This is a genomic window from Micromonospora sp. NBC_00860 (assembly GCF_045207375.1).
Classification (GTDB): Bacteria; Actinomycetota; Actinomycetes; order Mycobacteriales; family Micromonosporaceae; genus Micromonospora; species Micromonospora vinacea.
Map to the genome: position 1 here is coordinate 7,098,087 of NZ_CP108825.1, position 14,912 is coordinate 7,112,998.

Sequence of the window (14,912 nt, forward strand, 5' to 3'; positions counted from 1 at the left end):
TCCGTGGCGGCGCGGAGATCCAGAATTCCAGCGACGAAGTATCCGGTCGAGCGGTTCACCCTCGACAACGGCCTGCGGGTGGTGCTCACCCCCGATCGCAGTGCCCCGGTGATCGGGGTGGCGGTGGTCTACGACGTCGGCATCCGTTCGGAGCCGGAGGGACGTACCGGCTTCGCCCACCTCTTCGAGCACCTGATGTTCCAGGGCTCGGAAAACCTGGAGAAGCTGGCCCACTTCCGGCACGTGCAGGGCGCGGGCGGCACCTTCAACGGCTCCACCCACCTGGACTACACCGACTACTTCGAGACGCTGCCGAGCAACGCGCTGGAACGCGCGCTGTTCCTGGAGGCGGACCGGATGCGCGGCCCCCGGCTGACCGAGGAGAACCTGCGCAACCAGGTCGACGTGGTCAAGGAGGAGATCCGGGTCAACGTCCTCAACCGGCCGTACGGCGGCTTCCCCTGGCTGACCCTGCCGCCGGTCATGTTCGACACCTTCCCGAACGCCCACGACGGCTACGGCTCCTTCGACGACCTGGAGTCGGCGACCGTCGCCGACGCCGCCGACTTCTTCCGCCGCTACTACGCCAGCGGCAACGCCGTGCTGGCCGTCAGCGGTGACATCGACGTGGCCGAGGCGACCGAACTGGTCACCCGGCACTTCGGTGACGTGCCGGCCCGGCCGGCACCGCAACGACCCGACTTCACCGAGCCCGACCTGAGCGCCGAGCGGCGCACCTCGTACACCGATGCCCTGGCGCCGCTGCCGGCGGTGGCCGGCGCCTGGCGCGTGCCCGACCCGGTCACCGACTTCGCCGGCTACCTGCCGTACGTGGTGCTGGCCGAGGTGCTCACCGACGGCGACGCGTCGCGGCTGGTCGAGCGGCTGGTGCAGCGCGACCGCACGGTGACCAGCCTCGGCGGATACCTCGGCTTCATGGGCGACCCGTTCGACGTCCGCGATCCCACAGCGCTGCTGTTGCAGGCGCACCTGCCGCCCGGGGGCGACGTGGACAAGGTGCTGCGCACCATCGACGAGGAGTTGGACCGGCTGGCCACCGACGGGCTGACCGACGGTGAGCTGGCCCGCACCCAGGCCCGGATGGCGACCCACCTGCTGCGGGACACCGACGCGGTGCTCGGTCGGGCGCTGCGGATGGCCGTGCTGGAGCAGCAACGCGGCGAACCGGGCCTGCTCAACGACCTGCCCCGGCTGGTCGGCGAGGTCACCGAGGAGCAGGTCCGGGCCGCCGCGGCCACAGTGCGCCCGGAGCGCCGGGCCGCCATCGAGGTCATCGCCGGAGGCGCCCGATGAGTGTCACCACCGCTCCTGCCGGGCCGCGTACGCTGCCGCCGCTCGGTCCCACCCGCAAGCTCACGGTGCCCAAGCAGGCCGAGCGCACACTGCGCAACGGGCTCACCGTGATCGCCGTACGCCGGCCCGCCGTACCCCTGGTCGAGATGCGGCTCTGGGTGCCGTTCGGCCGGGTCCACCTGGCCCGCGGCGCGATGCTCTCGCAGACCATGCTCTCCGGCACCGAGTCGATGACCAGCGTGCAGATCGCCGCCGAGTTGCAGAAGGTGGGCGGCGGGCTCTCCGCGGGCGTCGACCCGGACCGGCTGATGCTCTCCGGCGCCGGCCTGGTCACCGGTCTGGACCGGATGCTGGAGTTGCTGGCCGAGGTGCTGACCGGCGCCAGCTACCCCAGCGACGAGGTGGCCACCGAACGGGACCGGCTGGTCGACCGGATCCAGGTGGCGCAGAGCCAACCGGCGCACCTGGCCCGGGAGGCGCTGCTCAAGCGGATCTACGGCCGGCACCCGTACGCGACGCAGACGCCGGAGCCCGGTCAGATCCAAGCGGTCCGACCGGCGGCGCTGCGCACCCTGCACTCGGAGCGGGTCCATCCGACCGGCGCGCAGTTGGTGCTGGTCGGTGACGTGCAGCCGGAGAAGGCACTGGACGCGGCCGAGCGGGCGCTCGGCGGCTGGTCGGGTGCCGGGCGTACGGCCGAACTGCCGGCGACTCCGCCGCTGGAGCCGGGGCCGCTGCTGCTTGTCGACCGGCCCGGCTCGGTGCAGTCCTCGCTGCGGATCGCGCTGCCGGCGGTGTCGCGCACCGACCCTGACCACGCCCCGCTGCAACTGGCCAACCTGATCTTCGGCGGCTACTTCTCCTCCCGCTGGGTCGAGAACATCCGTGAGGACAAGGGCTACACGTACGGCCCACACTCGGTGATCGAGCACTCCGTCGCCGGGTCGGTGCTGGTCGCCGCCGCCGACGTGGCCACCGAGGTCACCGGTCCGGCACTGCTGGAGACGACGTACGAGCTGGGTCGGTTGGCGTCGCTGGCGCCGAAGCCCGAGGAGTTGGAGCAGGCCCGGCAGTACGCCCTGGGCACCCTCCAGCTCGGCATGTCCACCCAGGCCGGGTTGGCGGCGTTGACCAGCGCGTACGCGGGCAACGGTCTGCGCCTGGACTTCCTCGCCGAGTACGCGGCGAGGTTGGCGAAGGCGAGCATCGACGACGTCGCGCGGGCGGCGGCCCGCTACCTGGCACCGGCTCGGGCGGCGATCGTGGTACTCGGCGACGCGGAGCGGATCACTCCGGGGCTGGCAGCGCTGACCACTGTTCAGACCGAGCAGTTGGCGTGAACGAGCGGAGCGAGCGAGCCCTGGGGCTCAGCAGCGGAGCGCCGGCGTGAGCGGGGAGGCGGCGCCGCCGTTGGCGCGGTCCACGCTGGATCGGGCGGCGCACCGGCGTGGCGACTCGCAGTGGTTGACCGAGGCGTGGTTGCGGGCCCGGGTGCTGCTGCTCGATTCGACCGACGAGGGGCGGACGCTCGCCCGCACCGAGACGTCGCCGCCGACGTTGGTGCTGTTCGGGGCGGGTGACGTGCCCGCCGGCTCCGAGTCGGGCGCGATGTTCCTGGGTGTCGAGCCGGACGGGGTGCCGGTCTTCGCTGTCGACGCGCCGCTGCCGACGATTCCGGGGACCCGGGCGGTCCACCTCCGGGAGGTGGGTCACCTGCTCGCCGATCGGGAGGCCGGCATCTTCACCACCGCGTTGGCGCTGGTCAACTGGCACACCCGACACGGTTACTCGACGAGCACCGGCGCGCCTACCGCGATGGACGAGGCCGGTTGGTCCCGGGTGGACCGCAACGGCGGGCGGATCTGGCCGCGTACCGACCCGGCGATGATCGTGCTCGTTCACGACGGCGTGGATGGGCCGGACGGCCGCTGTCTGCTCGGCAACAACGCCGGCTGGCAGGGCACACCGGGTGGTCGGCGCTACTCCTGCCTGGCCGGCTACGTGGAGCCAGGGGAGTCGGCGGAGGCGGCCGTGCTGCGCGAGGTCCGCGAGGAGGTGGGCATCGGGGTCGAGCGCATCGGGTACGTGGGCAGCCAGGCCTGGCCGTTCCCCGGTTCGCTGATGCTCGGCTTCCTGGCCACCGCGAACCCGACCGAGCCGGTGCGGGTCGACCCGTCCGAGATCGCGTACGCCCGCTGGTTCTCCCGCCGGGAGATCGGGGCGGCGTTGGCCGGGCAGACGGTGGACGTGGGCGATGGGGCCCGGCTGATCCTGCCGCCCCCGTCGTCGATCGCGCTGTTCCTCATCCACCGTTGGCTGGACGGCTGGGTGGACGCCGACCGCTGAGCACGGTCCCGGCCCGTGGCCGCCGTTGCCGCGGCGGTCACGGGCCGGGAACACGGGCCGTCGTGGTCGGTGGGTGCGATGAACGCGGCGGGGGAGCCGGTCCGACCACGACGGACGACCTGTGGAATCAGGTGCCGGTGCGGCCCGGTCTGTGTCGGAAGGCGGGCCGCGGCTCGACCAGCGGCAGGACCTTGACCCGTTGCTTGCCGGCGCGGACCGCGCCGACAGTGGCCAGGGCGCGAGCCAGCAGAAGTGCGGCGTCCCGGTCCTCGGCGTGCACGATCTGCCGGCGTGGCTCGGGCGTGGTCGTCTCGTCGCGAAGTCGGTGGCCGTCCGCCCAGGCGGCGGCGATGTCCCCGTCAGCGACGGCGCGGATGTCGGTGCGAACGATCAGGAACCGCATGAGGGTCTCCGGATGAACCGCGACGGAAGAGCCAGTGTGGAAGTTCCACGTATTCGAGGGTCATGTTACGCCCCGTGTTCGTCTCAGCAACTGAAACGCGCCTATCGGTTTCGAGCCTCGTCCGATCGGCGGATGGCTGCTCAACAGGGTCGGCGCGTCGCCCAGCGAGGGAGTCGGCGGGTCGCCGAGCGACGGAGTCGGCGGGTACGACGCGACGGGGCCGCCGGCAGTGCGCCGACGGCCCCGTACCAGTCACCGAATCAGTTCAGATCGAACTGGCCCTTCTTCGCTCCGGTGATGAAGCCGAGCCACCCCGCGCGGTTGAACAGCAGCACCGGACCGCCCCGGTCCTTGCTGTCGCGTAGGGCGACCGCCGACGGGCCGGTGGCGAGCGGGGCGACCTCCACACAGTTGGAGGTCTGGCTGCGTGTGCTGGTACGCCACGGGGCGTCCGCCAACGAGTGGGCGGAGACGGACGGCGTGTTGCGGATGTCGTTCATGGTTCTGCTCCTGATGTGCAGCGATCCGATGGGACGAGTGGTGCCGCACGCCCCGACGGAGGGTCCCCCGTGGATCACCGGTCCGTCAGTCGCCCCGATTCCCGGCGGCGTTGGGTCGGCGCCGTTGCCGGCCCGAACGCCACTGTGGATGGGGGCGTTGCCTCGGTCAGCCGTCCCGCCGCCTCGATCAGCCAGGAGAGGGTGTCCGAAGCGTTAAGTGCCGCCGTGCATAGCCACTCGAACACCACTTTATAGCGATTTAGAGTGATTGTGTCGGTCGACATGACGTCGGTGAAGCCACCTTCGATGGCCAATGTCTCCGGATCGAGGGGATCGGCGAACCGATAGACCGAGAAGGCGGTCGGCGGAAGGTACCAATTGCCGATTTGGGTGTCCCGGGGCAGCACGTGCAGGGCCACGTTGGGCAGCAGCGCCAGCTCACAGAGTTGGAGCAGCTGCTCGTGCAGCACCTCCGGCGGCCCGGCCCGACGGCCGAGGGCCGCCTCCTCCAGCACTGCGGTGTAGCGGGGAGCGTGCGGTTCCCGGGTCAGCAGCGACTGGCGGGCCAGCCGCGCCTGCACCTCGGTCTCCGGCTCGTCGCCGGGTTCCGGCTCGCCCGCGCCCGCGCTCACCTGCCGGGCCGACACGATCCGCAGCTGGGCGTACCCGGGGGTCTGCAACAGGCCCGGCACCAGCACCGGGTTGTACTCGGAGATCTCCGCGCAGCCCGCCTCCAACTCGGCCCAGCCGCGCTGTTGCTGCGTCATCACCGGGAAGTTCTTCAACCAGCCGCGCATGTCGCCGGCCTCGTTGGTGATGCCCAGCAGTTCGTCGTGCAGCGCCTGGTCGGCGCCGTAGAGGTCGAGCAGGTCGCTGACGTCCTGTGGGTCCGGTCGGCTGCGGCCGTTCTCCAAACGGGACAGTTTGGATGCGGAGGCCCAACCGATACGCTCGATGACCTGATCGCCCGTGAAGCCTGCGGCCTCACGCAGGCGGCGCAGCTCGACGCCCAACCGGCGACGACGCAGGATTGGGCTGGGTGCGGCAGGAGGCACAGTGTCCTCTTTCCCGTCGTCCGCCGCAGACGCGACGGTAACTGTATGAAATTCGCCCCCCACGGTCAGTATGGACGGCGCGACCGGTGTCGGAGGTTCCGGCGAGGGCGTGTCTTGCGAAAATCGGACCACGGGAATGCCGGCTGACGACGGACCCGAGGTCGCGGCCCGTCGACCTCGCCCATCTGGGCAGGCCATCCCGCCGGAGGGACCCCATGCGCACGATCCTGCGCCGACCCGACTTCCGCCTGCTCTTCGGCGGTCTGCTGGCCAGCATGACCGCCGAGTCGATCCTTCTGCTCGCACTCGCCATCTGGGTCAAGGATCTGACTGGCTCGAACGGGTTGGCCGGTGCCACGATCTTCGCGGTCATCGCGCCGATGACGCTGGCACCGCTGGTCGGCTGGGTCGTCGACCGTTACCCGCGCCGGCCGTTCTTCGTGGCTGCGAACGTGGTGACCGCGGCTCTGCTCGCCCCGCTGTTCACCGTTCACGACGCGGGCGACGTCTGGATCGTCTACCTGGTGGCCGCCCTGTACGGACTCTCGTCCATCACGCTCGGCGCGGCGCTCAGTGGGCTCATCCGCGAGATGGTGCCGGTCGAGCTGCTGGCCGAGGCGAACGGAGTTCTCCAGACCGTACGTCAGGGGATACGACTGGTCGGTCCGCTGGTGGGCGCGGCGCTCTACGCGGCGCTCGGCGGGTGGGCGCTGGCCGGAATCGGCATGGTCGGATTTCTGACCGCCGCGGCGGTGGTGACCGCACTGCCCACCCCGCAACAGCTGCCGCCGGCCGTACGGCTGCGGTGGCCAGCCGAACTGGGCGCCGGCCTGCGGCACCTGGCCGGCGAGCCGGCCCTGCGGCGGGCACTGCTCGGCTACGGGCTCGGATCACTGGTGATGGGCTTCAGTGAGTCGCTCATCTTCGCCTACGTCGACCAGGGGCTGAACCGGGATGCCGCGTTCGTGGGCGTGCTGGTCACCGTGCAGGGTGTGGGTGGTTTGCTCGGTGGGCTCTGCTCACCGACGCTGGTCCGCCGGCTCGGAGAGGTCGGCACGCTGGCCGCCGGGGTCGCCTTCTTCTCGCCGGCCGCGCTCGCGCTCGCGTACCCCGATCTGCGGCTCGGGTTCGCGGCGGTGCTGCTGGCCGGGGTCTCGCTCCCGCTGACGATGGTGGGGTTGCACACGCTGATCCAGCGCCGTACCCCGCCCTCGCTGGTCGGCAGGGTCGCCGCCGCCACCCAGGCGGTGGTCAGCGGGCCGCAGGCGTTCTCCATCGGGGCGGGTGCCCTGCTGGTCGGGTTCCTGGACTACCGGCTGCTGTTCGCGCTGGTCGGGGTGGCCACCCTGGCCGCCGGCAGCTACCTGTGGCGGGGCCGGCACCTGAGCGCGCCGACCGGGGCCCGCCCGCCGACGTCGCCCACCCGCCCGACGCTCCCGGCGCCCCGCCGACCGGCCGAGGACACCGACCGACCCGAGCTTCCGGCACCCACCGACCGTCGCCGCCGTGACCCGCTCCGGAACACGACGAGCGGCCGCCCCGGGTGGGGCGGCCGCTCGTCGAGAATGAACCGGCAGATCAGGCGTTGAGCGTCTCCAGGTGCTGCTTGACCTGGGTGATCGAGGGATTCGTCAGGGCGCTGCCGTCGGCGAAGCGCAGCGTCGGCACCGTCTGGTTGCCGCCGTTGACGCTCATCACGAACTCCGCGGCCTTCGGGTCCTGCTCGATGTCGACCACCTCGTACCCGATGCCCTCCCGGTCGAGCTGCGACTTCAGCCGGTGGCAGTAGCCGCACCAGGGGGTGGAATACATCGTCAGCATGGTCGGATCCTCCAACTCCTCCGGCCGCGGCTTGCGGATCAAGCCGAGGCTGTTCGCTGCAACGCTGGGAGGAGCTGAGATGATTCCTGGTTGTGGCGGTTCACTCAGCGTCGGAACAGGTGCTCGCCGGGCTGGACCCGGAGCAGCGCTCCGCGGTGACCGCACCCGCCGGCCCGGTCTGCATCCTGGCCGGCGCCGGCACCGGTAAGACCCGCGCGATCACCTCCCGAATCGCCCACCGGGCGCTCTCCGGTGAGATCTCACCCCGGCACGTGCTCGCGGTCACCTTCACCGCCCGCGCCGCCGCCGAGATGCGACACCGTCTCACTCTGCTCGGGGCGCAAGGTGTCCAGGCGCGGACCTTTCACGCGGCGGCGCTGCGCCAGGTGCGCTACTTCGCACCCCGGCTGCTGGCCGGCCGCGCCATGCCCGAGCTGCTGGACAGCAAGGTCCGACTGGTCACCCTCGCCGCCGCCCGGGTCGGCCTGCGTACCGACCGGGCCGCCGCCCGCGACCTGGCCGGCGAGATCGAGTGGGCGAAGTCGTCGCTTGTCGAGCCGACGGACTACGTGGTCGCCGCGGCCCGGGCACTGCGCGACACACCGCACGAGCCAGCGAAGGTCGCCGACGTGTTCACCGCGTACGAGCAGCTCAAGCGCTCGAACGGTGTGATCGACTTCGAGGACATGCTGCGGGCCGCGGTGTGGGGCATCGAGGAGCACCCGGACGTCGGCGAGCAGGTCCGCACCCAGTACCGGCACTTCGTGGTCGACGAGTACCAGGACGTCAACCCACTCCAACAGCGATTGCTGGACGCTTGGCTGGCCGGCCGCAACGACCTGACCGTGGTCGGCGACGCCAGCCAGACGATCTACTCGTTCACCGGGGCCACCTCCGCGTACCTGGTCGACTTCCCCCGCCGGCACCGCAACGCCACGGTGGTCCGGCTGGTCCGCGACTACCGCTCCACCCCGCAGGTGGTCGGGCTGGCAAACGCGGTGATCTCCCAGGCCCGGGGCACCGAGGCGCGTCTGCGACTGGAGTTGAGCGGGCAGCGCCCACCCGGCCCCGAGCCGGACCTGCGGATCTTCACCGACGAGCCGGCGGAGGCGAACGCGGTGGCCGCGCGCTGCCGGTCCCTGATCGACGCGGGCACGCCAGCGAAGGAGATCGCCGTGCTGTTCCGCGTCAACGCGCAGTCCGAGGCGTACGAGAAGGCGCTCACCGAGGCCGGCGTGCCGTACGTCGTGCAGGGCGCGGAGCGGTTCTTCGAACGGACCGAGGTACGCCAGGCGATGGTCGCGCTGCGTGCCGCCACCCGCTCGATCCCGGGGGAGACACCGCTGCCGGTCGCCGTCGTCGAGGCGCTCACCGCCGTCGGCTGGGCCCCGGACGCGCCCCCGGCCGGCGGCGCCGCCCGCGAGCGGTGGGAGGCGCTGTCCGCGCTGGTCCAGCTCGCCGAGGAGTACGCGGCCACCCCCGAGGTCGTGCCGATCGGCGAGGCCGCCTCGGTGGAGCGTCCGGTCACCCTCACCGACTTCACCGAGGAGTTGGCGCGACGGGCCGCCCAGCAGCACGTGCCGACCGTGGACGGCGTGACGCTGGCGTCCCTGCACTCGGCCAAGGGGTTGGAGTGGGACGCGGTCTTCCTGGTCGGCCTCGCCGAGGGCACCCTGCCCACCACGTACGCCAAGACCGTCGAGCAGGTCGAGGAGGAGCGCCGGCTGCTCTACGTCGGGATCACCCGCGCCCGGGAGTGGCTGTGGCTGTCGTACGCCGCCGCGCGCTCGCCCGGCGGGCGGGCCCGGCGGCCGTCGCGGTTCCTGCCCCAACTGGACCGCTCCGGCGGCACCGAACGGGCGACGGGTAGCAACGGTCCGGCCCGCCGTCCCGAGCGGCGGCGAACCCAGATCGTCTCCTGCCGGATCTGCGGCGCCACACTGCTCGCCGGCCCGGACCGCAAGCTCGGCAGGTGCCCCACCTGCCCGTCCGACATAGACGATGAGCTGCACGAACGGCTGCGCGAGTGGCGGCAGCGGGTGGCCGGTGCGCAGAAGGTCCCGGCCTACGTGGTCTTCACCGACGCGACGTTGATCGCGTTGGCCGAGCGGCGACCGGGCCGGTCGGAGGAGCTGATCGCCATCGCCGGTATCGGCCCTCGGAAGCTGGGCCTCTACGGGGAGTCGGTGCTGGCCCTCGTGGCTGGTGCCGGGGTGGACGATGTCTGCCCGGAGAAAACTTTCGAAATCTCGTCGTAAATTCGTTTGCCCTCGCCCCGGCGCGAGGAATAGCCTCAGGACACACCACGCGAGCGGCGCCATTCCGGCTGCTCACGAGGTCGGTCCAGTCGATTCGAGGAACGTGAGGGAGGTGGCACCCGTGAAGATCTTCACCTATGAGCGTCTGACGGCGATGCCGTCTGTCTGCGCTCCGCTGTCGGCTGTCCGGGTGGCCCTTGCGGCTGCACGACCGTCGGTTCCACAGGTGCACCAGGTTCAGGCCGAGCTGATCCTGACCGTCGCGCCCGCTGGAGTCGAGGGGACCAGTGGCTTCACGGGCAATGGCATCCAGGTCGCCAAGAAGCGCATGGATGTCCGCGGCGTTCCACCTCGAGGTAAACCGGTCTGACCATCAGACTCCGGCTCACCTCGAGGCCGCGGAACCCGCTTACCGGGATCCGCGGCCTCAGTTTTTTGCCCGCCGTAAGTACGTCGGAATGCGATCCACGAGATCGAAGTGAGAGAGAGGTGACCGGGAGATGAGTCTGGCGTTGGCCCCCCTCGACATGAGCGTCGAGATGGAGGCGAACCTGCCCTGCCGGAAGTTCGACCCCGACCTGTGGTTCTCCGACTCGCCCACGGAGCTCGAGCTGGCCAAGTCACTCTGCGGGGACTGCCCGCTGCGTGTCGAGTGCCTGGCCGGAGCCGTTGAGCGAGCGGAGCCGTGGGGCGTCTGGGGCGGCGAGATCTTCGAGCGTGGCGCGGTTGTCCCGCGTAAGCGGCCCCGTGGCCGTCCGCGTAAGGAGGACGTCGCCCGTGACGCCGAGCTTCGGGTCGAGGCCGAGGCGCGCCTGGCGGCCAGTGGGCTGTCCGAGGCGCGTGGCGCGGTCCGGCTGGCAGCCTGACATGTTCCCGACCCGTCCCAACTACGCCGGTGTCACACCGGCAGTGAGCGAGAAAACGATGTTGAACGTTCCGAGTGGAGCCTTCGAGATGCAACTACTCCACGAAGCGTTGACCAGGGCTCGAATGCGCCGGCCTCAGGCCGGTCGTACCACCACGAGCACTGAGGCAACCCGATCCGCCCGTACCGTCGCCATGACCGGCCGCAACCAGGCGGCTCGCGACCTGGGCGTTCTCTAGTACCACCCCACGCAGAAGGGCGGGTGCCGACCGGCACCCGCCCTTCGTCACGTCATGAGGCGACCTGACCTCGACGTTGTCAGACGGTATCGACCTTGTCAGGCGACCGGGGCGAAGCCGGGCAGCCAGCGCTCCAGGATGCTCCGGTAGGGGGCCTTCGCCTCCAACTGGCAGAGCACCCCGATCGACCCGAGCGTCACCCGGTGGATCAACAGGTACGACGGGGGCAGGTTGAGCCGCTTGCTCAGCTGGTACGTGGGGGAGCGGGGGCTGGCCAGTCGCCCCGCCTCGGCGCGTAGCCAGGCTCGGGTGAACCGGAAGCCGTCCGCCGCGATGGGCTCCAACATGGGGCGGATGAAGTCGAGCACGCCCTCGGCGTCGATCTCCTCGGCCGAGCCGATGAACCCCTCCGACCGCAGCCCCGCCACGACCTCGTCGGCGTCGCCGCGCAGGGCCATCGCGGCGATACGACCGATCGGCTCCGGCGTGCCCTCCGGCATCCGGGCCACCGCACCGAAGTCGATCACCCCGAGCCGGCCGTCGGGCAGCAGCCGGAAGTTTCCCGGGTGCGGGTCGGCATGCAGCAGCCCGGCCCGCTGCGGCGCGGAGAGATGCAGGGTGGCCATCAACCGGCCCGCCTCGTCCCGCTCCTCCTCGGTGCCCTCGCGGATGATGTCGGCCAGCGGGGTGCCCGTCACCCACTCGGTGACCAGCACCCGGGGCGAGGCGTTTACCACTTCCGGGATGAAGATCTCCGGGTCGTCGGCGTACGCGGCGGCGAAGGTGCGCTGCGACTCGGCCTCCAACTCGTAGTCCAACTCCTCGGTGATCCGTTCGCGCAGCTCGGCCAGGAGCGGCTTGACGTCCAGGCCGGGCTGGATGGCCCGGAACATCCCGCCCAGTCGGGACAGCTGCTTGAGGTCGGCGAGCAGGGCGTCGCCAGCCCCCGGATACTGGATCTTGACCGCCACGTCCCGGCTGTGCGGTGCGCCCGACTCGTCGTACCCGGGCTCGCGCCAGCGCGCCCGGTGCACCTGGCCGATGCTGGCGGCGGCGGCCGGGACGTCGTTGAACTCGACGAACAGGTCCCGCCAGTCGGGCCCGAGTTGCTCGGCCAGCACCTTGTGCACGCTGGCGGCCGGCAGCGGCGGCGCAGCCTCCTGCAGCTTCGTCAGCGCCTGCCGGTAGGGCGCGGCGATCTCCTCCGGCAAAGCCGCCTCGAAGACCGACAGCGCCTGGCCGAACTTCATCGCCCCGCCCTTGAGCTGGCCCAACACGCTGAACAGCTGCTCGGCGGTGCGCTGCTGAATCTCCGCGGAGATCACGTCGGAGGCGAGCCCGGTGACGCGCTTTCCCATCCCGAGAACGGTCCGGCCGGCGAAGCCGAGCGGCAGGGCGGCGAGCTTGGCGGTGCGGGACACGGCGCGGCGCGGGATGTCGGTCACACGGTCATTGTTACCGACCGGAGGGCCCCGCTGCTGCTCTGCGGCCGGGCTGGTGCGGACACTCGGCCTCGTGAGCACCCACACGCCGGGTGTGGCGGCCAACCCCGACGACGGAAACGACCGGTGCCGGTGATCTCCATGGCACCACCCAGCGTCTCCGGCTGACCTCCGTCCAGCTGCGTCAGTGCCTCGGCCAACGCGTACCCGCAGGCGACGAGCAGCGTGCCGGTCGTTCCGGTGGCCACCGGGTCGGCGGCGGCGAGTTGAGCGGCGAGCCGTGGCCAGTCCGGGTCGCGATCGGCCCGGTGCAGCTCGACGCAGTGCAGGCAGGGCCCTGCGGGTGGGCGAACCAGCGGCCCGATCACCGGTACGCCTTCGCGGAGCGTGACCAGCAGGTGCGGCTGCCGACGCTGGGCGAGACCGGCGGCGAGCAGCGCGGGAGGCCGGTCCGTGCCGAGCTGGATCACCAGGTCGATCCGGCCGGCGCGGCTCGGGTGGGTGCCGGTGCCCGGTGCGACGCGGTCGACCGCGGCCCGTACCGCCGGTGACAGCGGACGACCCAGTTCGGCGGCGGGGATGCCCGTACCGATCAGGTCGACGGGGCGTACCGAGCCGGTGAGCTGCGGAATCACCTGCCCCACGCCGGACTGGGCCAGCGCGACCGTCAGCGGACCGCCGAGCCCTCCGGCGCCGGTGAGCAGGACCCGGGCCGCGCGCCGCCGACGCAGGACCTGCGCGGGGGTGCCGGGTAGTCGGGCGGCGGCCAGGGCCAGCGCGCCGGCCTCGGCCGCGAGCCGGGCACGGACCGGGCCGGTCAGGTCGCGGGGGAGCAGGCTGTGCGCGGGCACCAACAGGCCGGCGGCCCGCAGGGTGTCGAGCAGGGTACGCGCGTCGTCGGCGCTGACCCGGGCGGCCGCCGCCTGGGCCAGCACTGTGCGCTCGCTGCGGGTGCCGTCCAGCAGGTCGAGCAGGTGGGCGGCGCGGGGGTTGGCCAGTTCCACCAGGACGGCCGGCCCGGGGCCGACGCCGAGCTGGAGGGTGTGCCGGTCCCGCCAGAGCCGGTTGAGGCCGGGTAGCAGGGTGGGACGGGGCAGTACGCTGCGGCTCATGGTCACGAATCGTGACCGCATCTTCGCGTTCGGTCGATCGTTGTCCACAGGCGGTCAGGCCGCTGTCCAGCGCTATCCACAGGCTTTGACGGGTTTTCCACAGCCCGCTGCGCCTGTTGTCGGTCACCCGACAGGGCTACCGACGCCGGTGGCACCGAACTCCCGATCGGCAACGGGGGTGGGGTGGCCACCGGCCACCCCACCCCCGTTCACCCGCTCGGGTCAGACCTTGGCCTTGCCCAGGATGCGGTTCACTGTTGTGCCGCATACCGGACACTTGCCCTTGGCCATGTTCATTCCGGTCTTCGAGACCTCGACGTGCCCCTCGAAGTCCCGCTTCTCCTTGCACTTCACGCAGTAACCGTTGTAGGTCGTCTGGGCCTGGTCGGCCACGGTGCCCTCCTCGTCTCGTCCGCCGGTCAATGCCGTCCCGGCGGGGTGCCCGGCGGCGGGCCACACGGGGCGCCGGCGCTGGGTCTCACTCCGCGGCCACCTTCGTGACCGCTGGTCCGCGGACCCTACCCAGGTCTGGGCAGTTCCATGTCAGCTGTGCATCGACACTGTGAGCAAGTCGACGTCGAGAGTGTGCATGGCGAAATAGGTCGGATAAGTCAGTTTGGCGGGGACACGCCGACCAAACCTTGACAGCCACCCGTGCGAGTGGCCCCCGCAGGGGCATTCGGACGGTGATCACCTACGGTGGGGACGTGCCGCGTACCGGCGCCATCAGCGTTCACGAAGGGTGACGAGATGGCGCGATGGCGCTGCGGTCAAGAAATTTTCGGGACGCCTGGCGACCAATCACCATTTTCTGGGCGCGTGTCGTGCGGTTGACTCTTGCGGACCCCTGGTCAGTACGCATTAGCTTTCCTTCGTGACACGTAGTCGAGGCTGCGCGGGCCAGTGATGGCGGGGACGCGTAAGCCGGTCGTCGAGGTGCGGCGCAGCCAGCGCCGACGACGCACGGTGTCCGCGTACCGTGACGGTGAGCGAGTGGTCGTCCTCATCCCCGACCAGTTCTCCCGCGCCGAGGAGAGCGAGTGGGTCGACCGGATGCTCGCCCGGCTCGCCGCCCGGGAGGGCCGCCTCGCCCGCTCCGACGCCGAGCTGCTGGCCCGCGCCAACCGGCTCATCGACCTCTACCTCCCCGGGTACGCCACGAAGGCGGTGCCGGCCAGCGTCCGATGGGTCACCAACCAGAACGGCCGATGGGGTTCCTGCACGCCGGCGGACCGCAGCATCCGAATCTCGCACCGCGTCCAGGAGATGCCCGAATGGGTGATCGACTACGTGTTGCTCCACGAGCTGGCGCACCTCATCGTGCCCAGCCACAACGCCCGGTTCTGGGCGTTGGTCGGTCGCTACCCCAAGGCGGAACGCGCCCGCGGCTACCTCGAAGGAGTAGCCGCCGCCTCCTGCGCCCCGCTCCCCACCTGATCCACACCCTCTGATCGGCCTAGATCCACTCGCCTTCCTGAAAACCGCGCTATCCAGGTCGCCGGGACACCGCGACTTCAAGGAAGTCGAGTCGATCATGCTTTGAGCCGCGCCGGGGCG

15 protein-coding genes are annotated in these 14,912 nt (G+C 71.2%); 8 read left to right on the plus strand and 7 right to left on the minus strand.

Annotated elements, in window-relative coordinates:
* Positions 1–3 precede the first annotated feature (3 nt).
* Genes OH804_RS32940 through nudC form a run of 3 tightly spaced genes read left to right on the plus strand, consistent with a single transcriptional unit; the run spans position 4 to position 3,660 of the window.
* Complete coding sequence (locus tag OH804_RS32940; protein ID WP_196919635.1) at positions 4–1,314, plus strand: pitrilysin family protein; 1,311 nt, start codon at positions 4–6, stop codon at positions 1,312–1,314.
* Positions 1,311–2,654 carry a M16 family metallopeptidase gene (locus tag OH804_RS32945; RefSeq protein WP_406061546.1) on the plus strand — a complete coding sequence of 448 codons (1,344 nt, stop codon included), beginning with the start codon at positions 1,311–1,313 and terminating at the stop codon, positions 2,652–2,654. The genes OH804_RS32940 and OH804_RS32945 overlap by 4 nt, the downstream gene beginning before the upstream one ends.
* Before the next feature lie 46 nt (positions 2,655–2,700).
* Complete coding sequence (gene nudC / locus OH804_RS32950) at positions 2,701–3,660, plus strand: NAD(+) diphosphatase (protein WP_196919633.1); 960 nt, start codon at positions 2,701–2,703, stop codon at positions 3,658–3,660.
* Between the two features lie 127 nt (positions 3,661–3,787).
* Here the strand turns inward: nudC and OH804_RS32955 are convergent, their stop codons facing one another.
* The 3 genes from OH804_RS32955 to OH804_RS32965 all read right to left on the minus strand — a co-directional run bounded on the left by OH804_RS32955 (position 3,788) and on the right by OH804_RS32965 (position 5,618).
* Entirely contained in the window at positions 3,788–4,063 is a 276-nt protein-coding gene (locus OH804_RS32955; RefSeq protein ID WP_196919632.1) for a hypothetical protein, read from the minus strand.
* A gap of 260 nt (positions 4,064–4,323) precedes the next feature.
* On the minus strand, positions 4,324–4,563 hold the full coding sequence (locus tag OH804_RS32960; protein WP_030337575.1) for a DUF397 domain-containing protein: 240 nt from the start codon (positions 4,561–4,563) through the stop codon (positions 4,324–4,326).
* Between the two features lie 74 nt (positions 4,564–4,637).
* Positions 4,638–5,618, minus strand: coding sequence for a helix-turn-helix transcriptional regulator (locus OH804_RS32965; RefSeq protein ID WP_196919631.1), 981 nt, complete (start codon positions 5,616–5,618; stop codon positions 4,638–4,640).
* 215 nt (positions 5,619–5,833) lie between these two features.
* Here OH804_RS32965 and OH804_RS32970 point away from each other — a divergent pair, with 215 nt between their 5' ends.
* Positions 5,834–7,207: an MFS transporter gene (locus OH804_RS32970; RefSeq protein WP_406061550.1), complete on the plus strand. Its 1,374-nt coding sequence runs from the start codon at positions 5,834–5,836 to the stop codon at positions 7,205–7,207.
* Here the strand turns inward: OH804_RS32970 and OH804_RS32975 are convergent.
* Complete coding sequence (locus tag OH804_RS32975) at positions 7,197–7,439, minus strand: mycoredoxin (RefSeq protein ID WP_030337579.1); 243 nt, start codon at positions 7,437–7,439, stop codon at positions 7,197–7,199. The genes OH804_RS32970 and OH804_RS32975 overlap by 11 nt on opposite strands.
* A gap of 92 nt (positions 7,440–7,531) precedes the next feature.
* Between OH804_RS32975 and OH804_RS32980 the strand changes: the two genes are divergently transcribed.
* The 3 genes from OH804_RS32980 (at position 7,532) to OH804_RS32990 (ending at position 10,563) form a co-directional block, all read left to right on the plus strand.
* A complete protein-coding gene (locus OH804_RS32980; RefSeq protein WP_406061552.1) occupies positions 7,532–9,697 on the plus strand; it encodes an ATP-dependent DNA helicase UvrD2 in 2,166 nt (721 codons plus the stop codon).
* A gap of 154 nt (positions 9,698–9,851) precedes the next feature.
* Positions 9,852–10,067: a hypothetical protein gene (locus OH804_RS32985; protein ID WP_181518366.1), complete on the plus strand. Its 216-nt coding sequence runs from the start codon at positions 9,852–9,854 to the stop codon at positions 10,065–10,067.
* 130 nt (positions 10,068–10,197) lie between these two features.
* The gene (locus tag OH804_RS32990) at positions 10,198–10,563 is read left to right on the plus strand and encodes a WhiB family transcriptional regulator (protein ID WP_124771441.1); all 366 of its coding nucleotides are present in this window, start codon (positions 10,198–10,200) and stop codon (positions 10,561–10,563) included.
* A 336-nt stretch (positions 10,564–10,899) separates the two neighbouring features.
* Here the strand turns inward: OH804_RS32990 and OH804_RS32995 are convergent, their stop codons facing one another.
* The 3 genes from OH804_RS32995 to OH804_RS33005 form a co-directional block, all read right to left on the minus strand.
* Positions 10,900–12,246, minus strand: a complete 1,347-nt coding sequence (locus OH804_RS32995) for an AarF/ABC1/UbiB kinase family protein (protein WP_196919627.1) — start codon at positions 12,244–12,246, stop codon at positions 10,900–10,902.
* Entirely contained in the window at positions 12,243–13,355 is a 1,113-nt protein-coding gene (locus OH804_RS33000; protein ID WP_406061555.1) for a TOMM precursor leader peptide-binding protein, read from the minus strand. Before OH804_RS33000 ends, OH804_RS32995 begins: the two co-directional genes overlap by 4 nt.
* A gap of 222 nt (positions 13,356–13,577) precedes the next feature.
* Positions 13,578–13,748, minus strand: coding sequence for a DUF5679 domain-containing protein (locus tag OH804_RS33005; protein ID WP_167457767.1), 171 nt, complete (start codon positions 13,746–13,748; stop codon positions 13,578–13,580).
* Positions 13,749–14,261: 513 nt separating this feature from the next.
* Between OH804_RS33005 and OH804_RS33010 the strand changes: the two genes are divergently transcribed.
* On the plus strand, positions 14,262–14,792 hold the full coding sequence (locus tag OH804_RS33010) for a M48 family metallopeptidase (protein WP_196919625.1): 531 nt from the start codon (positions 14,262–14,264) through the stop codon (positions 14,790–14,792).
* Positions 14,793–14,912 lie beyond the last annotated feature (120 nt).